General features: G+C 42.2%; 17 protein-coding genes, 1 pseudogene and 1 riboswitch. Of the genes and pseudogenes, 11 read left to right on the top strand and 7 right to left on the bottom strand.

Annotated features, from left to right (window positions below; genetic code table 11):
* Positions 1-13 precede the first annotated feature (13 nt).
* Positions 14-1,057 carry a sugar kinase gene (locus tag C825_RS27415; RefSeq protein WP_010800923.1) on the bottom strand — a complete coding sequence of 348 codons (1,044 nt, stop codon included), beginning with the start codon at positions 1,055-1,057 and terminating at the stop codon, positions 14-16.
* Positions 1,058-1,280: 223 nt separating this feature from the next.
* Here C825_RS27415 and C825_RS27410 point away from each other — a divergent pair, with 223 nt between their 5' ends.
* On the top strand, positions 1,281-2,207 hold the full coding sequence (locus C825_RS27410; protein ID WP_010800922.1) for an Rpn family recombination-promoting nuclease/putative transposase: 927 nt from the start codon (positions 1,281-1,283) through the stop codon (positions 2,205-2,207).
* Between the two features lie 252 nt (positions 2,208-2,459).
* On the opposite strand, the gene C825_RS27405 is transcribed toward C825_RS27410, so the two are convergent.
* Together C825_RS27405 and C825_RS27400 are read right to left on the bottom strand one after the other, a co-directional pair.
* On the bottom strand, positions 2,460-3,647 hold the full coding sequence (locus C825_RS27405; protein ID WP_010800921.1) for a DUF418 domain-containing protein: 1,188 nt from the start codon (positions 3,645-3,647) through the stop codon (positions 2,460-2,462).
* A gap of 8 nt (positions 3,648-3,655) precedes the next feature.
* Positions 3,656-4,699, bottom strand: coding sequence for an acyltransferase family protein (locus tag C825_RS27400; protein WP_010800920.1), 1,044 nt, complete (start codon positions 4,697-4,699; stop codon positions 3,656-3,658).
* Between the two features lie 1,439 nt (positions 4,700-6,138).
* Here C825_RS27400 and C825_RS27395 point away from each other — a divergent pair.
* The 3 genes and pseudogenes from C825_RS27395 (at position 6,139) to C825_RS27385 (ending at position 13,129) form a co-directional block, all read left to right on the top strand.
* Positions 6,139-9,308, top strand: a pseudogene (locus C825_RS27395) (SusC/RagA family TonB-linked outer membrane protein).
* Between the two features lie 12 nt (positions 9,309-9,320).
* Positions 9,321-11,015 carry a RagB/SusD family nutrient uptake outer membrane protein gene (locus tag C825_RS27390; protein ID WP_010800918.1) on the top strand — a complete coding sequence of 565 codons (1,695 nt, stop codon included), beginning with the start codon at positions 9,321-9,323 and terminating at the stop codon, positions 11,013-11,015.
* Positions 11,016-11,074: 59 nt separating this feature from the next.
* Positions 11,075-13,129, top strand: coding sequence for an alpha-L-fucosidase (locus C825_RS27385; protein WP_010800917.1), 2,055 nt, complete (start codon positions 11,075-11,077; stop codon positions 13,127-13,129).
* A 62-nt stretch (positions 13,130-13,191) separates the two neighbouring features.
* Here C825_RS27385 and ribB read toward each other — a convergent pair whose 3' ends face one another.
* Positions 13,192-13,827, bottom strand: coding sequence for a 3,4-dihydroxy-2-butanone-4-phosphate synthase (gene ribB / locus C825_RS27380; RefSeq protein WP_010800916.1), 636 nt, complete (start codon positions 13,825-13,827; stop codon positions 13,192-13,194).
* Between the two features lie 127 nt (positions 13,828-13,954).
* Positions 13,955-14,081: riboswitch (FMN riboswitch) on the bottom strand.
* A gap of 107 nt (positions 14,082-14,188) precedes the next feature.
* Between ribB and C825_RS27375 the strand changes: the two genes are divergently transcribed.
* The 6 genes from C825_RS27375 (at position 14,189) to C825_RS27350 (ending at position 18,324) form a co-directional block, all read left to right on the top strand.
* Entirely contained in the window at positions 14,189-14,374 is a 186-nt protein-coding gene (locus C825_RS27375) for a hypothetical protein (RefSeq protein ID WP_010800915.1), read from the top strand.
* Between the two features lies 1 nt (position 14,375).
* The gene (locus tag C825_RS27370) at positions 14,376-15,428 is read left to right on the top strand and encodes a winged helix DNA-binding domain-containing protein (RefSeq protein WP_044215129.1); all 1,053 of its coding nucleotides are present in this window, start codon (positions 14,376-14,378) and stop codon (positions 15,426-15,428) included.
* Between the two features lie 11 nt (positions 15,429-15,439).
* Complete coding sequence (locus tag C825_RS27365; protein WP_010800913.1) at positions 15,440-15,685, top strand: MBL fold metallo-hydrolase; 246 nt, start codon at positions 15,440-15,442, stop codon at positions 15,683-15,685.
* Positions 15,667-15,933 carry a GNAT family N-acetyltransferase gene (locus C825_RS27360; RefSeq protein WP_052334429.1) on the top strand — a complete coding sequence of 89 codons (267 nt, stop codon included), beginning with the start codon at positions 15,667-15,669 and terminating at the stop codon, positions 15,931-15,933. The genes C825_RS27365 and C825_RS27360 overlap by 19 nt, the downstream gene beginning before the upstream one ends.
* A gap of 174 nt (positions 15,934-16,107) precedes the next feature.
* Positions 16,108-17,538: a BACON domain-containing protein gene (locus C825_RS27355; protein WP_044215080.1), complete on the top strand. Its 1,431-nt coding sequence runs from the start codon at positions 16,108-16,110 to the stop codon at positions 17,536-17,538.
* Between the two features lie 162 nt (positions 17,539-17,700).
* Positions 17,701-18,324 (top strand): LOG family protein, encoded by a 624-nt coding sequence (locus tag C825_RS27350; protein ID WP_010800910.1) that lies wholly within the window; start codon positions 17,701-17,703, stop codon positions 18,322-18,324.
* A gap of 112 nt (positions 18,325-18,436) precedes the next feature.
* Here the strand turns inward: C825_RS27350 and C825_RS27345 are convergent, their stop codons facing one another.
* From C825_RS27345 to C825_RS27335, 3 genes are all read right to left on the bottom strand, one after another.
* A complete protein-coding gene (locus C825_RS27345) occupies positions 18,437-19,069 on the bottom strand; it encodes a DedA family protein (RefSeq protein WP_010800909.1) in 633 nt (210 codons plus the stop codon).
* Positions 19,070-19,077: 8 nt separating this feature from the next.
* The gene (locus C825_RS27340; protein ID WP_010800908.1) at positions 19,078-20,361 is read right to left on the bottom strand and encodes a hemolysin family protein; all 1,284 of its coding nucleotides are present in this window, start codon (positions 20,359-20,361) and stop codon (positions 19,078-19,080) included.
* Between the two features lie 195 nt (positions 20,362-20,556).
* Complete coding sequence (locus tag C825_RS27335) at positions 20,557-20,907, bottom strand: hypothetical protein (RefSeq protein ID WP_228100050.1); 351 nt, start codon at positions 20,905-20,907, stop codon at positions 20,557-20,559.
* Between the two features lie 204 nt (positions 20,908-21,111).
* Here C825_RS27335 and C825_RS27330 point away from each other — a divergent pair, with 204 nt between their 5' ends.
* Entirely contained in the window at positions 21,112-22,758 is a 1,647-nt protein-coding gene (locus C825_RS27330; protein ID WP_044215131.1) for a sigma-70 family RNA polymerase sigma factor, read from the top strand.
* The last annotated feature ends 44 nt before the right edge of the window (positions 22,759-22,802 follow it).

The raw sequence follows: 22,802 nt of genomic DNA, 5'->3' as shown, positions 1-22,802 counted from the left end.
TCTCAATTTTCAATTACCTCGACACTCTTCCCGATCCGTCGCCTTCCATCAGTTTTTCCACTTCGTCGACAGTTACCTGGTTGAAGTCACCGTAGATGGTGTGCTTCAGGCAGGAAGCAGCGACAGCGAAGTCGAGTGCTTTCTGGTCGTCTGTAGTATAAGTCAGCAAACCGTAGATCAGGCCCCCCATGAAAGAGTCGCCGCCACCAACGCGGTCGACGATATGAGTAATATCGTAACGGCGTGACTGATATAATTTACCGTCAGCATACAGAACGCCGCCCCATGTATTATGATTGGCATTGATAGAACCACGCAAAGTGATGATCACTTTCTTTGCACGTGGGAATTTTTCCATCAATTGTGTGCAAACCGATTCGAATTCAGCTGCATTTACCTGGCCTTCAGTCTGTGCAACGTCGAAGCCCTCCGGTTTGATACCGAATACTTTCTCTGCATCTTCTTCATTTCCCAGAATCACATCGCAACCGGCAACCAGTTCAGGCATTACTTCAGAAGCCTTTTTGCCGTATTTCCAGAGGTTTTTACGATAATTCAGGTCGCAGGATACAGGTACACCCAGTTTATTGGCAGCCTGGATAGCTTCCAGACAAGCGTCGGCAGCACCTTGTGAGATAGCCGGAGTGATACCGGTCCAGTGGAACCAGGAGGCATCTTTCAGCACTTCTTCCCAGTTGATCATTCCTGCTTCTATTTCAGCAATAGAAGAATGGGCACGGTCGTAAACAACTTTGCTGGCACGGGCTACGGCTCCTGTTTCCAGGAAGTAGATACCCAGGCGGTCGCCTCCGTAAACGATGTGGGAGGTTCCGACACCATATTTACGTAAATCCATAACACAGGCACGAGCAATATCATTTTTCGGCAAACGGGTTACGAACTCTGTGTCGATCCCATAATTTGCCAGCGATACGGCAACGTTAGCTTCGCCACCTCCGAAGGTAGCATTCAATTGATTTGTCTGATTGAAACGGAGATAATCTGGTGTGGCCAGTCTGAGCATTATCTCTCCAAAGGTGATTACTTTTTTATCCATGGCATAAACTTTTATATTCCAGTGCAAAAGTAGTAGTTTATATTTAATTTCCTACTATGTGTGTGCGAAAACATTTATACAAAATGGAATTAAAACGGGTATGTCTTGTTTATGTTGGCAGATTAGTTCATTTATTGATAATAAATAATTGTACTAACAATTTTTATTCATCCATGAATTATGTATATCTTTGTGAACTACGTAATACATAAAACACTTAATTATGAAAAATTCAGATTCAAAAGCCATGGCAGAGAATGAAAGAAAAGAATTGCAGGATCGGTATATCCGCTTTGATTGGGCCATCAAACGTTTGTTGCGTCAGAAGGCCAACTTCGATGTGCTTAACGGTTTCCTGACTGTCATGTTGCGGGAAGAGGTCCGTATTCTCGAAATTCTCGAAAGCGAAAGTAACCAGGAAAGTGTCGATGACAAGTTTAATCGTGTCGATATCAAGGCGTTGAATAGTAAAGGTGAGATCATCATCGTCGAAATCCAGAACACTCGCGAAGTTCATTATCTCGAACGCATTCTTTACGGTGTAGCCAAAGCCATTACCGAACATATCTCGCTGGGCGAGGGATATCAGGAAGTGAAGAAAGTCTATTCCATCAGTATCCTCTATTTTGACCTTGGTGTGGGTACGGACTATTTTTACCATGGACAGAATCATTTCACGGGTGTGCATACCGGTGACCGCTTGCGAATCAACATGCGCGATCGTGATGCAGTCATCACTCGTTTACCCGCTGAAATTTTTCCCGAGTACATTCTGATCCGTGTAAACGAGTTCGATAAAGTAGCCTCGACACCCCTTGACGAATGGATCAAATATCTGAAAGACGGTACGATTCGTCCAGACACAACAACACCGGGGCTTCGTGAGGCCCGGGAAAAGCTGAAATACTACTCGATGTCTTCTCAGGAGCGTCATGCATACGATGAGCATTTGAATGTGATTATGATCCAGAACGATGTGCTCGACACTGCCAAATGGGAAGGCCGGATTGAGGGGCTTGCAGAAGGAGAAGCCAAAGGGAAAGTGGAAGCCTTACGCCAGACAGCTGTTAATATGAAATGTATGGGTATGGAAATTACCGATATTGCAAAATGTACAGGGTTGCCGATTGAGGTGATAGAGAAGTTATAAAAATAATGAGCCAATGTGGCAATATGCTAATGTGCCAATTTAGAAATAATTGAACTATCCCGTTCCCGTGCTTGACACGGGATCGCAAAGGCACAGACCGTATCCTATATGTATCTTTTGATACTGCTGGTTCTTCTGCGTCCCCGTGTCAAGCACGGGGACAAGATAGTTCAAACCTAACAAATTCTGAACCGGATAAACGCGAATATATAGTTAGTCATGAATGTTATTCTGTCCGTTTCTAATTCGTATTTATTTTGAATTGATCCAGGTCAGTTTGTGCCATAGGCTTTCCAGCGGGCCTTGTTTATGTCCTTTCAGCCACCATTTACAGAAACTTACCTGCAACAGGAACAGGATGAAACCGATCAGCAGACTGACGGTATATCCGCAATAAGGAGCTAGGTATAAACCGAACGGGAAATAGATGATTGCTCCCATTATGGATTGGGAGATATAGTTTGTCAAACTCATCTTTCCGTAGAAACGTAATGAGGTAGTCAGTTTCTTGAATGAATCTTTCTGATATAATAAAACGAAAGAGGCAACCAGTACAACTGTGAAGGCAAACTTTTGCCACATATCCAGAATTACACCTACCGTATTTTTGATCATATCCGCATCACTGTTATCGTATAACATGACCTTCAACTGGTAGAGCGGACTGAATACAATCGCAGAAATGATCAGGGCTTTTACCCAGAAGCGGGTATTCGTGTCGGAAGTAACAAATAATTGTTTTCTGCCGATAAGCAATCCGAGCATGAACAGGCCGGCTGTTTGCAGGAAGCGACCGGCACCGATTGCCCAGAACAGGCTGGCCTTTTGTCCGAGTGTCACGTTGCCGAGAATGAATTTCCAGAAATCACCTTCTTTGGTGTAAGCGGCTACTTCGCCGTACATCTCTCCGACGCCCAGATTCGGCAGCGTATATTCAGGATTGAACAGGCTGGCGATATAATGGAACCATTCGACAGGCTGCAATAAAAGAATGATTGCCGTGATAAGGACCGCTTTATCACTCCATTTACGTACCAGAAAAAGGAATATTCCCACTACGCAGAACAACAGTAACACATCACCTGCCGGGAAGAAGGCGGCATTCAATGTGGCAAAACCTACCAGCAGAAGCAATCGCCAGAGGAAACGGTAACCGAAGTCTTTCCCTTTTTTCTGTTGGTTGGTATATTGGATATAAAATGTAAAGCCGAATAATAAAGCAAAAATAGCGTATGCTTTCCCGGCAAACAGCGAGAAGGTGACGCTGAAGACGCCTTCATTCAGAATGTTCAGCCATTCTGGTTGGCTGGCCGCATCCGGATATACCGGAAAGATAAAATGTTCCAGGTTATGAACCAGAATAATTGCCAGAACGGCAAAGCCTCGTAAAGCATCTACCACCTCGATACGGGGAATTTTGGAAGTTGGAGTTTGTTGCATGTCGATTATTATTTTTTGTTTAATAAATTCTTTACCAATTTGTTTGCCGGCTTTTCAAAATAGTAATATGACAGCAGGCTTAGTCCGGTCACGATAATTAATATGACGGGTATCCCCAGTTGATACGGGATATGGAGATCGTAGCTACGGATTATCCAGTTATATCCTTCTATTATGAAGAGATGTATCAGGTAAAAACTGAAACTGATTTCACCTCCAATAACAAGATATTTATTGGATAAAAGACGTGATATATATCCTTTCTGATGTGCAAAAACATACAGCAACAGACTGATAGGCAACCAGTAGTAACAGGAATAACGAAATACTTTGGGAATATATTCTCCCGCAGGCAGATAAAAAAGAAGGAAAAGCAGGACAACGGCTGTTTCGTAGACCGAAGCCTGTTTATAAGTCCATTCTTTCTGTTTGAATTTATCATACAGGTGGAACAATAGCATTCCGATCAGAAAATCCGGTAAACGGGTAAGCGGATTTACATACCATATCGCTTTTATATCTTGATCCATTGTGAAGTACATAGCTATTGGGATTGCGATAACCAGAACCCCGGCAAGGTAAAGAATCCGGTTCTTTTTGCCCAGGCATCCGATAATAAAAGGAAACAGGAAATAAAATAATTGTTCGCATCCCAAACTCCATGACGGGCTGTTGAATGAAAAGAAATAATCGGCAGCTGGTATAAACGGTTGGAGAAGAAATAGATTGGCAACAAAATGTTTGATCCAGTCAATAAGATCACCCGATATATATCCACCCACATAAACCGATATGCCAAGTGTCAGTAAATGGAGCGGATAGATGCGTGCGATACGAGCCACCCAAAATTCCCGCAAGGTAGACTTTTGTTCAAGAAGCCTGTCGCGATAGGTATAAGCGATAATGAATCCGCTAAGAATAAAAAAGAAGTTTACACCCACAAATCCTTCTTTATAGAACAAATGGTCGAAATAGGGATCGATAGTGTAAATATGTGCTCCGAAAACCATTAATGCAAATAAAAAACGGAGCGATGTCAATGGGCTTATCATGGTAAAAGTCTGTTATTTGCCGCAAAGGTAACGAATTAAAGTAAAATCATTCTTCACATAGATCAAAATCGGAGGGAAGTAAGCATGGAATTCGTAGACAGAAGATGCCGGGCGACTTTCATATGAGCTAATGGAGAAAGCCCGTAAATTTCCGTTTATTGATTTATAGGGTAAATGTTGTTTGTCAAAATGTCAAATTAACCCTGTTGCCAGTGGACTGTATGTGTCCTTACTCAAGCATGTCCTTTTTTATTGCTCTTATGAGCAATGTTTGTGTGTCTTTATGTCGGTTTTTGTTTATTGCGACTGTCTTTTAGTCTGCATTGTGCTGATATTGTTGAATATTGATATTGAATATGAATTATCTGTATGAATGTGTTATTTGGCTCTGATACGATATTTGTCTCCGTCTGGAAAAATAATCTGCTGTAAAACATGTGTTTTGAGGGTAAAAAGACTCTGAAAAGAGGTCTCTTCGACCGAATTTAACAAAAATTTTCTCTTAAATAAATCCCCAATTCATTTAAAATGAAAAAAATCTCGTTTTAAACGAACTTGCAATTTATTTAAAACGGTGATTTGAATTTAGCTTTGATGGATTAAATGTTAAATATTGTATAATAGGTTCCTCTGCTTTGGTTGTCTTGTGTAATGTGGCTGATATGAAAATGTTTATAAATGGATCAATATGATAGTTTATTGATGCTAAATGCATCAAATTGAAAAAGAGGGTATGGGGATTCATTTATTATATACTTGTCGTAATACATCCCGAATGATGACTGACGTCTACTAGTCAATCTATATTATCTTTTGAAACTACCATAGGGTAATCTGGGGGTAGGATTGATTATTGCGAGCGTTGTTGTTATTAATATTTTCTCAAAAACCGTATCGCATTAAAGTGAAATAGATAATATGTAACCGTTAATTATGTTTGAAATTTATATATTGAAAATTTTTAGAGGAAAGAATGACCTTATCTGGCGTAACCTGTTGACCTATGCGAAGAAACCTTGATTATCTCTGTTTATATGAATTGGTGTGATAGTTGTAAGATGATTTAAGTTCTGAAAGAACTCTGTTTTTTCTTCGCAAATATATTGAAATATTTATTTAATCGTGATATAATTATGTAAAAATATCATATTCTAATTCAATTTTAACAGATAATGCTGATGTGTGCGTAAAAATCACTATAAAAGAGTTAGAAATTTCATACTACATCTTACTATTTTTTACTCACTGAAATAAAAACCAGTTTTTGAATGGAAATACGAGAATGGGGTGACAGAGTTCTTTCAGAACTTATATAAATAATGACAAGCAAATGACTATGAAAAGTGCGCCCAGTTCTATTGTCTGAGAGTGAATGTTTCTACTTACCTGTAAGACTGCCGCCCTTTTTATAAAAGATGTATTCTTTAAATTATAACTTTATGCTGAAAAAAACTAAGTTAGTAAGTCTAATTTTGCTATCGGGGCCTTAGCTGTTCCTGTTGGTGCTTTTGCTGAGATTGCACCTGAAAAGCAAAGTGTTAGCGTTTCCCAACAAAGCGGGAAAGTTAGTGGTGTGGTAGAAGATGCCTTAGGTCCTATTACCGGAGCTACTGTACTAGTGAAAGGAACTACAAATGGAAATGTTACCGATATGGATGGTAACTTTACATTGGAAAATGTGAAAAAGGGTGATGTTATTCAGGTCTCCTACATTGGGTTTGTTACGCAGGAAATCACCTACACGGGACAAACAGCCTTGAAGATTGTACTGAAAGAAGATTCCAAAGCCTTGGATGAAGTGGTGGTGGTTGGTTATGCTACTGTGAAAAAAGCCAATTTGACCGGTGCCGTGTCTGCAATAGATAGTAAGGTCCTCGAAGATCGTCCTATCGTCAACCTGGGACAAGGTTTGCAGGGAGCCATTCCTAACTTGAATGTGACGACCAGTGGCCGCCCGGGTACAGGTTCTTCTTTCAACATTCGTGGTACGACGGCCTTAAGCGGTAGTAGTCCATTGGTCTTGGTGGATGGTGTGGAGATGGATCCAAACTTGATTAATCCTCAGGACGTAAAATCAGTTTCTGTATTGAAGGATGCCGCTTCTGCAGCTATTTACGGAACACGTGCCGCTTACGGTGTTGTACTTATCACGACTAAAGGAGGCCGCAAAGATCAGCCAACGCAGGTTTCTTTTGATGCATCCGTTTCTTTTAACGGTCCGACTACCCGTCCTACTTATATGAATTCCATGGAGTGGGTGAACTGGATGAATACGGCAGAATATAACACCTCCGGCCGTGCGCTTTATTCAGAGTTTGATGAAGAATTTATGGAACATGTTCAGGCATATTATAATGATCCTGTTAATAATTCTCCTGTTTATGTTTCTTCAAATCCGAATTTAAGTAAAAACGGTACCCGTTATTCCTATTGTGGTAATACAGACTGGATGGAAGAGATGTATAAAAAGACTTATCCGGTACAAAATTATGGTGTGAATATCAGTGGCGGTACAAAAAAAGCTACTTATTATACCTCTTTGGGATATCTGAATCAAGGTTCTTTATTGAAATACGGAAATGAAGATTTCAAGAAGTTTAATATCATGAATAACATTAATTATGATGTTAATGACTGGTTGCACTTATCAATGAAGACGACTTATAACCGTACGAGCTTGTCGGGTTTGAATCAGGACAAGACGCATGGTGATAACTTTATGGGAGGCGATACGCGTCCGATCATGCCGGTGAAGCATCCGGATGGGAACTGGGCCGGTCAGGGTAATTTTACCAATTTCCCGGCAGTTCTTTCCAATGGTAGTCGTAAAACGGATAAGAATGACTTTTGGAATACGGTTGCATTGAAATTAACGCCGATCGAAGGTATGAATGTGAATATGGATTATACGTTTAATTATTATGCCGAGCATAATAAATTTCATATGAAATCATTTAATGAATACGGTGCGGACGGACAATTCCTTCAGATATTTACCTGGACAAATCCGAATTCTGTAGCCGAATCGCAAAGTAATGATACGTATAATGCATTCAATTTCTTTGGAGATTATGAAAAGACACTGGGACAGCATTATTTTAAAGTGATGCTCGGTTATAACCAGGAAAGTAAACATACACGTAGTTTTAGTGCCAGTCGCGAAGCTCTGATTGCGAATGATATACCTTCGATGAATGCTGCTACCGGAGAAAAATATGTGAGTAATGGCGAAGGTTCCTGGGCTACCCGTAGTGGTTTCTTCCGTGTGAACTATACATTTGCCGATCGCTATTTGATGGAATTTAACGGGCGTTATGACCTTTCATCCAAATTCCCGAAACATGACCGTTCCGCTTTTAATCCCTCTTTCTCTGTTGGATGGAAATTGTCGGAAGAAGCCTGGTTTAAAAGTATGACTAATAGTTTCTTTGATGAATTGAAGTTAAGAGGCTCCTATGGTAGTTTGGGTAACCAGGCATTGGATAATGGATGGTATGCATATTTATCCAATTATGGAACCGGACAGATCGGTTGGATTATGGGGAGCAACCAGCCGCAGGCAGTTGGACCGGGCGGTCTGGTGAGTCAGTCTATTACCTGGGAAACTGTTACCCAATGGAATATTGGTCTTGATTTCAATATGGTAAACAGCCGCTTAAAGGGTGCGTTCGACTATTATCAGAGACGTACGTCTGATATTCTTTCTGCAGGCAAAATCTTACCGGGTGTTTTAGGTGCCAACGAACCTTTGGAAAATGCAGCAGAGTCACTGACGAAAGGTTGGGAATTCGAAATAAGCTGGAATGATCAGTTACCTAATGGTATACATTATAATATCGGTTTCAACTTGTCTGATTATCAGAGTGAAGTAACAAAGTTTGACAATATAGAAAGAAGTTTGAGCAACTCTTATGTAGGTCAAAAACAGGGTGAGATCTGGGGATATGAAACAGCAGGATTGTTTCAGAGTCCGGATGAAATAGCCGATGCACCTACTCAGGATAAAGTATCCGGTGGTATTCAATTGATACCGGGGGATATCCGTTTTGCTGATCTGGATGGTAACGGAGTTATCGATTGGGGTGACAACACTGTTGATAATCCTGGTGATAAAAAGATAATCGGTAACTCGACTCCACGTTTCCATTATGGTATTAACCTGGGAGCAGACTGGAAAGGTGTGGACTTCTCCGTATTTTTCCAAGGGGTGGCTAAGCGCGATATAATGATGCCGGGACTACCTTTCCGTAATGGTTATTCCAGCGAATGGAATGTCCCTTCCGGTTATAATACGGATTATTGGTCAAAAGACAATACGGGTGCTTTATTCCCCGTTCCCCGCTTTAATGGCGGTTCGGCTATAGGGCAGAACCAGACTCGTTATTTGTTGAATGCAGCTTATTGTCGTTTGAAATCTTTGAGTATCGGTTATACGTTGCCGAAAGAATTTACATCGAAGTTTTCTATTGAAAAATTACGTGTTTATTTTACAGGAGAAAATCTCTTTACCATTTCAAATACTCCTGAAGGATTCGATCCGGAATTGGATGACCCCTATAAGTATCCGATGCAACGCGCTTGCTCTTTCGGTTTAAATTTAACTTTCTAAAAATAAAGGATTATGAAACAAATAATAGTATATATCGGAGTGGCAGCCGTGCTCTCATTAACGGCGTGTAACGACTCATTTCTGGAACGTTCTCCGCAGAGTATCAATGATAAAACGTTCTGGAATACACCGAGTGACCTGGAAGCTTATGTGAACAATTTTTATAGTTGGCTACCTAGTGGCGTGACTTCTATTGCTGATGGGGAAAGTGACGACCAGGTACCTAACGGTATAAGCCAGTATTTCTGGGGACAGTATACCACACCTACACCTGAAGCATCTTCCTGGTGTAATTGGAGTAAAGGTGCATGGGAACCGATTCGTCTGACTAATTATTTTATGACACATTATAAGACAGTGGTCGGTTCTGAAGCGGATATAAATAAATATGTGGGTGAAAATCGATTTTTCAGGGCTCTGCAATATGCCGGATTGATGAGAACTTTTGGTGATCTTCCCTGGGTCGATAAAGAACTGGGTACTGATTCTCCGGAATTATATGATGCGAAACTCAAACGGTATGAGATAATGGATAAAATCATAGAAGACTTTGATTTTGCCATTCAATGGTTACCCGAAAAACCGGCTGCCGGACGTATCGGTAAAGATGTTGCCCGTCATTTAAAAGCCAGGACTTGTTTGCATGAAGCTACTTATTACAGATATCATACCGAGCTGGGATGGCAGGACAAGGCTGAACGTCTTTTGAAGTTAGCAGCCGACGAAACCGATGCGATTATTAACAGCGGACGGTATGAAATTTATAATACGGGAAAACCGGAAAAAGATTATTATGAAATGTTCGTCATGGAAGATAAGACTAATCTTAAGGAAGCAATCCTTCCGGTGACTTATTTGGATGGAAAAAGAAAACATGGTATGAGTCGTACTTTATGGGAAGCTAATACCGGTTTTTCCAAGGATTTCATGGAAGGCTATTTGTGTAAGGATGGAAAGCCTATCTCTTTAAGTTCTTATTATAAAGGAGATGACAATATGCGTAACGAAACGGCAGATCGGGATCCCCGTTTGAAACAAACTGTTCTGACTTGGGATTTTCCGACTCGTGTAACCGTGTCAACAAATGACAGTACGTTCATAACGGAGGAATCTAAGTTTATCGATCAATATTGCTATACCGGCTATAAGTCTATCAAATATTTTATTCCGACCGATAAAGCTTTTGAGGCGAATAACAATACGTACGACGGAATCGCTTACCGTTATGCTGAAACATTGTTGATAAACGCTGAGGCCAAGGCTGAACTGGGTACAATCTCGCAAGTAGATCTTGATAAAACGATCAATGTGCTGCGTGACCGTGTTGGTATGCCTCATTTGACAACAAATGTTGGTTTTACCGATCCGAACTGGACCAAGTGGGGATACGAACTTTCCCCGCTGTTGCAGGAAATCCGTCGTGAACGCCGTGTTGAACTGGCCGGTGAAGGACGTCGTTGGGATGACCTGATGCGCTGGAAAGCCGGAAAGATTTGTGATAACATAAAAACGTATGTGGGTAAGCGCCAACCTGAAAAAGATGGTAAATATGCAATCGTATATCCTAATTATACGAATGAAGATTATTCTTATGAAGCCGGCAAGAGCCGTACATGGGATGATCGTTTATATTTACGTCCGATTCCTACAGCAGAACTACAGCGAAATCCGAATTTGCTTCCTCAAAATCCGGGATGGGATAAATAATAGTAAAAGGGGCTGTATCATGCAGCCCCTTTTTGTCTCTTTTAAATCATGAAAATACTATGAATACAAGTAATATATTAATTGTTGGCCTTTGTGCTTGTACATTCTTGTCTTGTAAAGACGCGGAACCACCAGCTCCTATTTTGCCTGTTCCGACTCCGGAACAAGTTGCCTGGCAGAAAATGGAAAACTATGCTTTTGTACATTTCGGACTGAATACGTTCAATGATCTGGAATGGGGATATGGGAATACGCCTGCCGGAACATTCAATCCGACTGACCTGGATTGCGAACAGTGGGTGCGTGTCATTAAGGCGGCCGGACTGAAAGGGGTGATACTGACGGCCAAACATCATGACGGTTTCTGTCTGTGGCCTACAAAAACGGTCGATTATAATATTTCAAATTCTCCTTATAAAGACGGAAAAGGCGATATGGTCCGTGAACTGTCGGATGCCTGTAAGAAATACGGACTGAAATTCGGCCTTTATCTCTCTCCCTGGGATCGTCATAATGCCGAGTACGGACGGGAAGGTTATCAGAAAACTTATCATGAACAGATCAACGAACTGATTTCCAATTACGGTCCGCTGTTCGAATTCTGGTTCGACGGGGCGAATGGCGGAAACGGGTGGTACGGCGGTGCCGACGAAAGCCGTTCCATTAATCCGAAAGAATATTACGGCTATGAGACGGCCCGCGAAATGATTAAATCCAAGCATCCGGATGCCATGATCTTTGGTGGAACCGTTCCGGATATCCGCTGGATCGGTAATGAGTCGGGCTGGGCGGGCGAAACGAACTGGTCTGCTTATTTATACGATAAAGAAGAACATTACAGCCAGGCCCAGTGGGGAATGAAAGACGGTGATAAATGGCTGCCGGGAGAATGCGATGTCTCTATTCGTCCGGGATGGTTTTATCATCATCGCGAAGACCATCAGGTCCGTACCGTTCCTAATCTGGTGGATCTTTATTACCGTAGTGTCGGTCATAATGCCAATTTCCTGTTAAATTTCTCGGTCGCTTTGAGTGGACAGATTCATCCGGTCGATTCGGCACGCGCTGTCGACTGGTATCACACCATCACGGCAGATTTGAAAGATAATTTACTGAAAGATATCAAACCGAAAGCCAGTGAAACCCGTGGTGGAACGTATAAAGCTGGCAATGTAACGGATGGTAACTGGGATTCTTATTGGGCGACCTCTGATGGGGTGACAACCGGGACGTTGACATTCCCGTTACCTGCCGGAACTTCTCTGAACCGTGTGCTGATACAGGAATATATCCCGTTGGGGCAACGTGTTTGTGCTTTTACGTTGGAAGTAGAGAAAGACGGAAAATGGATGCCTGTTGAAACTGCCGATACGCTTTCGACGATCGGGTATAAACGTATCGTTCGTTTTAAAACAACTCCGGCGGATGCCCTCCGTATAAGTTTTACAGAATCGAAAGGTCCGTTGTGTATCAATAATGTGGAGGCTTTCCTGGCCCCTCCGTTGTTGGAACAACCCTATATTATGCGTAATGCCAAAAACGAAGTACGCATCGGAACAGAAAGTGAAGGTGCCGATATTTATTATACGACGGATGGAACGGAACCGACTGCCCAATCTGCAAAATATGAGACACCGTTTATATGGGATACAAAAGGAACCGTAAAAGCCATTACTTGCGATCCTCAATCGGGTAAAACGGGACCAGTCGGCATGCGATATTTCGATCTTCCGGCTACTGATTATAAAGTTGTAAACCCTGTCGATGATCGTACGTCTTTGCTCTTTGACGGGAACGGTTATTCGACTTATTATCTGCCGGAAGGTAAAAATGAGTTGGCGATTGAACTGGCTGAACCGCATGTGATCAAAGGTTTTGTTTATACTCCGAATCAAGGGCGTGATGCGAGTGGTCATATCTCCAATTATCAGCTACTGGTAGATGGTAAGATAGTTGCTTCCGGTGAATTTTCGAATATCAAAAACAATCCGATAGAACAGGAAATACATTTTAATCCTGTGAAAGGTCAAAAATTAATCTTTAAGGCAACACGAATAGTGGATAATGCTAAACGTGTTGGAATTGCTGAATTTTCTGTGCTTACAGAAGATTGAGGTATTCAACATAATTGATGGTGACAGCAAGGGCTTGTGAAGGTCCTTGCTGTTTTGCGAAACTAAGCCTCTGTCCTGAATCGGCATATGTCGTCGACCGAGACGACTGTCATCCCGTGTTTTTCTGCAAAATCAATGATTTCCGGCATGCGTGCCATTGTCCCGTCTTCATTTGTCAGTTCGCATAAAACGGCTGTGTCTCCCAGGCCGGCGAGTTTCACCAGGTCTACGCTTCCTTCGGTATGGCCCCTTCGTTCTAAAACGCCGTTATCTTTGGCTTGCAGGGGGAAAACATGTCCCGGATGGGATAAGTCCTCCGGTTTGGCGTCTTGGGCAATTGCCGTTTTTATCGTTTGTATCCTGTCGGCTGCCGAGACTCCGGTGGTTACCCCTTCTTTGGCTTCTATCGAGATGGTGAATGCTGTCTGGTTCTTACTGGTGTTGTCGTCTACCATCTGATGCAAACCGAGTGATCTGCATTTTTCGGAAGTGAGGCACAGGCATACGATGCCGCTGCATTCACGGATCATCAAAGCCATGTCTTTTACTGTCATCTTTTCTGCGGAATAAATAATATCTCCTTCGTTTTCCCTGTTCTCGTCATCGACCAGCAGAATACCTTTTCCTGCCTGTAAACAACTGATCGCCTTTTCTACACGTTCTTTGTAGTCAACACCGAAATTTTTGATCGTTTTCATTTTCAAACCCTGTAATTTAAGTAGTTGTTAAATCGTTAACATATTGCTACAGGGCAGGAGGGAATACTATATACAACATTTTTCCTGCATAATGACTATGCCGGTAGAATTGTCGTACTATCGTTATTGTCTTCTTCTCTCATCCAGACTTTAACTGTCGGTCCCGGATTTCCACCAGGTCAGTCCCCTGTTTTGCAGAGGAGTCGCGGACTGTCACCGCCGGTAGGGAGTTACACCCTGCCCCGAAGAATACTGGTCACAAAAATAGAAAGAATTAGGAAAACAAACAGGGTAAACAGATTAAAAGTGCAATTCTGAAAACAATAATTATATTTGTAGAAATATTAATCAATAAAATATCATGGGACACAATTGCAGCAAATGCCCGATACGGGCGAAATTTGAAAAAAATCCACGGTCATTATTAGGTCGTTTCTGGCGTTGGCACATTGATTATTGTCCGGGTTGGAAAGCCTATTTCACGTCGTTGGATGCGGATGAGCAACAGCTATTGCGTAATAAGTATAACTTCAAAAAATATGAGTAAGATGCTCACCGATATCCGTTTGCGAAGTCAGCAATTAGTTCGTCCGGAATTTAAAGATCCCAAGGATTTGGTTTCTTGGATGGGAGCTGTCCAGGCACAGGAGTATAGAATGGTTAAGTGGGCGCTGGGAATACGGCTGAAATCAGCTACATTACAGACTATTAACGATGCGTATCAGCGGGGAGATATTCTGCGGACTCATGTGATGCGTCCCACCTGGCATCTGGTAGCAGCGGAAGATATCCGTTGGATGCTGAAGTTATCGTCGCAACGGATCATAGCAGCGTGCAACTCCTTTGCTAAAGGTAACGGAGTGGATATTCCTGAAAGTACCTACACCAAAGCGAATGATTTGTTTGAAAAGGTATTGGAGGGTAATAACCATCTTACAAAACAAGAACTGGAAGATGAGATTGTGAAGGCTGGTATTATGCCTGATTCTCCTAAATTAGGTTATCTTTTCACACGGGCAGAACAGGAAGGTATTATATGCAGCGGAGCAGATAGAAAAGAAAAGGCGACCTATGCTCTATTGGAAGAACGTGCCCCTAAAGCTAAAGAATTACATAAGGAGGAAGCATTGGCTTTGCTTGCTAGAAAGTATTTCAGAAGCCATTCGCCGGCCAGCCTGAGTGATTTTGTCTGGTGGTCAGGCTTACCTGTGGCAGAGGCGCGTCAGGCAATTGCAGCAATCGACGGTGAATTGAATAAAGAGAAATTTGCCTCGCAGGAATTGTTTCTCCATCAGCTGTGGGACAAAAAGTTCAGGGCTAGCAATGTATTACATTTTATGCCTCCTTTTGATGAATATCTTATCAGTTACAAAGATCGTACCGCTGCGATGGATAAAGAACACCATCCGAAGGCCTTTAATAATTTCGGTATATTTTATCCGGTCATTTTATATAATGGACAGATTGTTGGTAACTGGAAAAAAGTAAAAAAGAAAGGTGGAATTTCGTTTGAAACATCCTTCTTTGTCGAATGTCCGGATTTGGATAGAGAGTTATTGGAAGAGGCCGGGGAGAGATATAAGGCCTTTTATAATTTTTAATTGAGAAATTTATGAAACTAACGGTATTGGTAGATAATAATACATATATAGATCAGTATTATCTGGGGGAACCGGCAGTCTGTTATTATATAGAAGACGGTGAAACCCGTTTGTTGCTCGATACCGGTTATTCGGATGTTTACATCCGTAATGCAAAGGCGTTGGGGATAGACCTGGCACAGGTCTCTGTAATCGCTTTGTCCCATGGGCACAACGACCATACCCGTGGATTGCAATATTGGTCCGGGGGTATGTAGATAGCAATGATGTTTGCCATGTCGGTAAATTGATTGTGCATCCCGGATATCAGAATCAGGGAATCGGTAAGGCCCTGATGTATGAAATTGAAAAGTATTTTCCGGCTTGCTGTAAGTTTGTGTTGTTCACCGGCGAAGAAACGCCCAATACCTTACATCTGTATGAAAAAGTAGGTTACCATATCGTTTCGAAAGAAAAGATGGGAGGTCTTTCTATGATTTTGATGGAAAAGGTTATAATTCGTTGATATTTTACTGTCAGATCATGTTTCTCAAAATATTTTTATAACTTGCCGCCTGTTTATCTATGTGATGTATAAATTCTTGGAACAATGAATAACAGACCGTTTCTATTTTTAATAATCAATCTTTTTCTACTGACATTATCCATTTCCTGTAGTAAGCTGGAAAGAGAAAAAGATATGCTCGAATTGTATACAACTTCTCTCTTAATAAATCAGGAAGGAGGGGAAGAGTGCATAGATCTTATGGCGAATGGTCTGTGGGAGATTCAGGATATTCCGGATTGGATCTCGGCCAGCCCTACATCGGGCGATGGTTATGGCATGGTGACTATCAAGGTGGCAGAAAATAAAGGGGCTGAGCGAAGAAAGGCTTCTCTGCGGTTTTCTCATGGAAAAGCAACGGAGACGTTGGATGTGGAACAATTGAGCCTGGCAGAAGCAGATCCTTTTATAGAACTGAGTCAAAATCCAGTACAAATGTTTACTGGTGCGGGGATAAAACGTATAAAGCTGACCACCAACAGACCATGGAAAATGTCTGAGAATTTCTATAGGTGGATTTCTGTCAGTCCTTCTTCAGGTGAAGGTTCTGCTGAAATAACTATCGAGGTGAAAGAAAATCGTAATCCGGGTATGAGGCATTTATACGTGTCAATTATAGGGGAAAATATGCAGAGTGATTTGCTTATCAATCAGTTTGGACTTAGTGATGTTATCCGGTTACCGTGGTTGCCTATTTTCCGTTTTAAACAAATGTCATCCAATCAGGATCTGTATTCAGTGTTGACTAACAACTTATTTATAAATCCGGCTATCCGAGATGAGATTTATGTAGGAAACCTTGTCTGTCATACAACCCAATCCAATACCAATATACCTGAATTAACTGGTTATACCTTCAATCCGATTACCGTTTCAACATCTGCTCCTGTTGCTGAAGTTATGAAAACCTATATTCCATCACCGATAGAGCAAGAAACATTTGCCCGGCAAATCGTTGGGAATATATCCACCCAAAGTGGTACTTTGGTTGAAGATAAAGGCCAGTTTGAATTTTATACTCATAAGCAGTTGCATACTGTCGGGATGGTTAACCTGGGAGTGAAGCTGGACGAAATCATGTCGGATGTTTCTTTCAAGGAAAAAGAAATGACTCGGAAGTATGGATTAATTTATTCATTCAAGCGGACCTTCTTTACGTTAGATATAGATATTCCGAAAAAGCTTATAAAGGAAGAACTGAAAGATGCAGATAAAGCAAAAGGCGCTTCGTATGTTTCTTCTGTCGGTTATGGCAGGGTCGGATTGCTGATCGTTGAATCGGACACAGATTCGCGCGATGTTAAATTAGCGATAGATAAAGTGTTGGCTGATGAACCGTTGTCTCCGGAAGAAACCAGTCTGCTTTCGACAGTGGATCTCTGCTATGTTTATTTTGATGAAGATAAGAATGTGCAGGTCCAAAAAGGGAGTCTGGATGTAGTGAATGCTTACAAAGATGGAATTAATGCGGGAGCCGATCATATTTATCCGCTCGAATTCACATTAGCAAACTACCTGGATAATTCGCCAGGTAATATCTCGTTTACTTTTAGGGCGGAAGAATAGTCTTTTATCATTTTCTAATTTTCTGCCTACCGGAGAGTTGCAGGTTGGAAAGAGATAATGGAAATCTATTGAATTTGTTTCATAGAAAAGGCTGCCGGAAAAAGTTTATCTTTGTAAGTTGTCCGATGACCGGATAAACAGATACAAACGAAATATATACGTATGTTACAAAATAGTGATGCAGAGAAGAAAGTAATCAGGAGAATTTCCGTTTTTTGCGGTTCAAGCCGTGGGACAGAGCGGATATTTGAAGAACAGGCTTACGAATTGGGAAAGACGTTGGCCGTTCAAAACATTGAATTGGTTTATGGCGGGGCCAATGTGGGATTGATGGGTACTGTTGCCAACGGAGTCATGGAAAATGGAGGCAAAGCCATCGGGGTCTTACCTGCTTTTTTGAAGAAAGTGGAGATTGCCAATTTAAATCTGACGGAACTTGTGATGGTCGATACCATGCATCAGAGGAAAGCGAAAATGAATGAACTCTCTGATGGTGTCATTGCCCTTCCGGGAGGTTTTGGTACACTTGAAGAATTTTTTGAGATGCTGACCTGGGCTCAGTTAGGTCTTCACCGGAAACCTGTGGCTCTTTTGAACGTAGACGGATTCTATGATGCTCTTCTGGCATTGGTCGATACAATGGTCGACAGAGGATTCCTCCGAAAAGAAAACAGGGAAATGCTTCTGGTCAGCGACAATATAGAAGACCTGCTGGATAAAATGAGAAAATACGAAGCCCCGTCAGTCGGTAAGTGGCTGAACAGGGCGGGACTTTTGAATAAATGATCGTTGCCGGTTTTATAATTTGATTATCTCCATATCCTCAGGGACGAAAATATTCCCGGAGAAGTTCTCCCGTGCTTCGGCCGTATATTTTTCTTTACGTGTAGCGAGGGTTTTATCGACATGCTTTTAGTTTCCTTTTCAGATACCAGGTAATGAGGGCGAGTGTTACCAATGCCACAAAAACATAGCTTATTTCCCTGCTGTATCTCTCCAGTTCTTCCAGCAACCGGTCTTCCGGTAGTATCTGTGCCAGATAATATCCGAGCAGAACCAGGATACTGTTCCAGATGGCCGAACCGAGTGTTGTGAACAGAATAAAGGCGGGAAGCCGCATTCGTGCCAGTCCGGCAGGGATGGAAATGAACTGCCGCACGGCCGGTATTAACCTCCCGAAGAAAGTCGATATCTTGCCGTGTTTCAGGAAGAATGCTTCCACATACTCTATCTTTTGCCGGTTTATGCCGAGCAGATGGCCAAAACGGCTGTCGGCAAATTTATAGACGATGGGTCTGCCGACGAAGAGGGCGAGATGGTAATTGATCAACGCTCCGATGAGCGCTCCCAAGGTTGTGAAAAGTATCACGAGGAAAATATTCATCTCACCGTTTGCCGCCTTGTAGGCGGCAGGTGTGACGATCAACTCGGATGGTAGCGGAACCAGCGAGTTTTCAAGTATCATGAGGATTAAAATCACCCAATAGCTGAGGTGCTCCAGGCACCATTGGATCAGATCTGAAAAGTCCATAGGGTATTTTATGCATTATTATCGTTGGGTACCTGAACCAGGATTTTATCTATTCTGGCTCCGTCCATATCAACAATCTCAAAGCGGAAGTTGTTCCATTCGGCTTGTTCCCCGGATTGGGGGATATGTCCCAACTGTTCCAGCAATAATCCTCCTACCGTATGATAGTTACATCTTTCATATAAATCTTCTTTATCGAAATAAGACAGGAAATCATAAAAAGAACACTGTCCGTCGACCAACCAGCCGTCGTTGTTGCTCCGTTGGATAATCTCCGGTTCCTTCTGCGTATCGTTGATGGTGCCTAACAAGGCTTCCAGAATATCCCTGAGTGTTATAATTCCCTGACACATACCGAATTCGTCGCATATCAGGGCACGGCTTATTCCCTGTTCTTTCATTTCTTCAAGCACTTTATAGACACTCATGTTCTCATGGAAATAGAAAGCCGGACGGACGATGCACTCCAGATTGAAATCAGGTGTATCCAGATGGAGAACCAGGTCTTTCAGGAAGATGATTCCTTCCACGTCTCCCTTTTTCTTGCCGGTCACCGGATACATTTCATATAAGTCCTGTTCGATAGTCTTTTTCACTTGCTTCTTATCCATATCCAGGTCCAGCCAGATGATTTCATTCCGCTGTGTCATAATGGAACTGACCTTCAGGTCGCCCAGGATGAAAACACGTTCGACGATGTCCTGCTCTACTTCCTGTACTTCTCCGCCTTCTTTTCCTTCCTGTACGATTGATTTGATTTCTTCTTCCGTCACCTTATTATCCGAGTCCTTTATGCCCAGCAGGTTGAACATGCAGGAAGTACTTTTCGACAGCAGCCATACAAACGGGGCGGCTACCAGCGATAAGATATACATCGGGCGGGCAACAACTTTGGAGGCTTTTTCTGCAATACTCAAACCGATTCTTTTAGGGACAAGTTCGCCGAATATCAGGGTCAGGTAAGTGACGGCTACAACAATCAACCCCTGGGCAATGAGGGATGCGTAAAGAGGGGATACTCCCCAATTCTTCAGGATAACCGAGAAGTCGTCCGTCAAAGTTGCACCGGAATAGATACCGGTCAGGATACCAATCAGTGTGATGCCGATTTGAATGGTCGAGAGGAAACGATCCGGCTCATTTGCCAGTTTCAGGGCCAGTTTAGCCGCTTTACTGCCTTTCTTTGCGTCAGTGTTCAGGCTCGATTTGCGGGCGGAGATTAATGCGATTTCAGACATGGCAAATATGCCGTTCAATAGGATAAGTGAAATGATTATTATTATTTCGTTCATGAAAATGATACTGTTTTAGTTTATTATTTAAATGTCTTATGGGCGGGGCCGGAGAGTTTGCATACGATGGTAGTATCATAATATATGATACAAGAATATTATAATATATGAGAACGGAGTATCACAATATATGATACAGCAGTCTTATAATATATGATATTATGCTTTCGTCCGGTGAAAGAATATGGCTGTGTACTAAATAAGGAATGTGCAGAACAAGGAATGTATCTGCCGTGGGGCAGGTCTGTTGTTAACGGGGGTATAGTAATTAATATGAACCAGCTGTGTGAACAGGTCGGGAAGCGGTACGGAACAAACCGGAATCAGAGGATGAACGGGGCGGTTCCCGTTGCGGTAAAACAATTCGTCCGTATTACCCGGCTCATCGGTATCTTCCGCCTGGTTGGAAATTTCCGTCTGGTCTGCTGTCTGTGTATCGTAATTGGGCACAACGTATCCGAATACATCGAGTAACACCAGGAATAACATGATGATACAGATTGCCCGTGCTTTGACAGTATAAATCGTATGTTGCGTAAATGCCATGCAATAATGTACAGCTGAATTTGGGTACGAAAATACATATTCGTCTGTTCGGTACATAGTATTCAACGCGTTTTTGTGTTACTTTAACGAATTTGCTTTAACATCCATCTATTTGAGTATCTTTCTTATGTGAGAATAAAAAAGTGCAAACCCCATGCAGTCTTTTCCATATTAGCGCATCATAGTTATATGATGTTGTGGGACATGGACAGAGAGGACTTCGTAGATTTGTGCAAAAAAGGTGATGAGCAGGCATTAAACCAGCTTTATAAAACGTACTCGGGAAAGATGATGAAGATATGCCTTCGTTATGTGCCCGACAGACAAATTGCACAAGACCTGCTGCATGACGGTTTCATTGTTATCTTTACTTCCATCGGCTCATTGCGTAATCCGGAGAGGTTGGAAAGTTGGATGGGAGTCGTGATGAAGAATATCGCACTTCATTATCTCAGTCAAAACAATATGGTTAATACTATCCCTTTGTCTGAAATGTCTGAAGAAGATGAACCGGCGGAAAGTCCTTTCATGGCTGATTTGGTATCGTATGACCGGTTGATGGAATTGGTGGAAGGGCTTCCTGATGGTTATTCAAAGGTGTTCAAACTGGCGGTGCTTGAAGGACTGCCTCATAAAGAGATAGGTGACTTGTTGCATATAGCTCCTCATTCATCATCTTCGCAATTGTATCGTGCGAAAGCGTTGCTGAGAAAAATGATTGTCGATTGTCGCCTGGTTATTATAATATTGCTGCTGCTTCTTGTCCCGCTGTTCTACAATTATCTGCCCTGGAAAAAGAAACAACAAAGCCATCAGCCTAAGATGGCGATGCGTCAGCCGAAAGCTGAAAAAAGGAAGGAAGACAGGCAGACCGATTCCCTGGAACAGAAGGTTTGTCCCGGTACGGGAGAACGTTCACAATTGCCAGAACTGATTAGTGCGTCACCACTGGCGGATGCAGGAAAAGTACCGCCTATCTTACCAGTCGGAAATATTACGATAAGTGTGCCACCTGTCAATAAACCGTTGTTTGTTTCTGATTTGCCAAGTGCGACTATCTCCGGTTTGTGTCCGGAAGGAAACTTTGTCTCCGTGCAACGTAAAAAGAAAGCAGGAGTTTGGAAGTTTATGCTGGCAGGTTCGTTGGGTCCACAACTGGCTCAGAATATATACAAACTGATTGCTACTCCCCATTCTGACAGTGGAGTAGGGGCTGATCTTCCTCAGCAGGTAAGTACCTGGGAGGATTATTACACTTACCTGAACACCCGTTATCAGGAAGGTACTTTGGGCGATTCAGTTACGATAATAAATATCGCAAAAAACAATCAGGGAGATATTGTAGAAAGTCAACACCACTATTCTCCTGTTACCATTGGGCTTTCAGCAAATAAAAAACTAAACGAACGCTGGAGCCTTGAAACGGGGTTACAGTACACCTTCCTGAAATCCGACTTTACCACAGGTAATGATTTCCGTATTCAGGAAACACAAAGAATCCATTATATAGGAATTCCTTTCCGTGTCTCTTATCGCTGGGGTAATTTCAGGAATTTCTCGCTTTACTCGACAGCCGGTATGCAACTTGATATTCCGTTAAAAGGGACACTTCAAACTTCTCATATAACGGACAGTATACCTATGAGCATGGGGCGTCAGTCATTGAATGTACCTCTACAATGGTCGATTAATGCCAGTACAGGTGTACAATATCATTTCACTCCCCGCATCAGTCTCTATATAGAGCCTACTGTCAATTATTATATTCCTGACGGAAGCGGGTTGCGTACTATCCGGAAAGAGCACCCGGTGACATTCACGGTTCCTGTCGGTTTGCGTTTCAGTTGGTAGGGAAAAACAATAAGTTTCAATAACATGATTTAACCACGCAGTCT

The sequence above is a fragment of the Parabacteroides sp. ASF519 genome, assembly GCF_000364265.2.
GTDB classification, from domain to species: Bacteria; Bacteroidota; Bacteroidia; order Bacteroidales; family Tannerellaceae; genus Parabacteroides; species Parabacteroides goldsteinii.
This window is presented reverse-complemented; position numbering and strand designations above follow the sequence as displayed.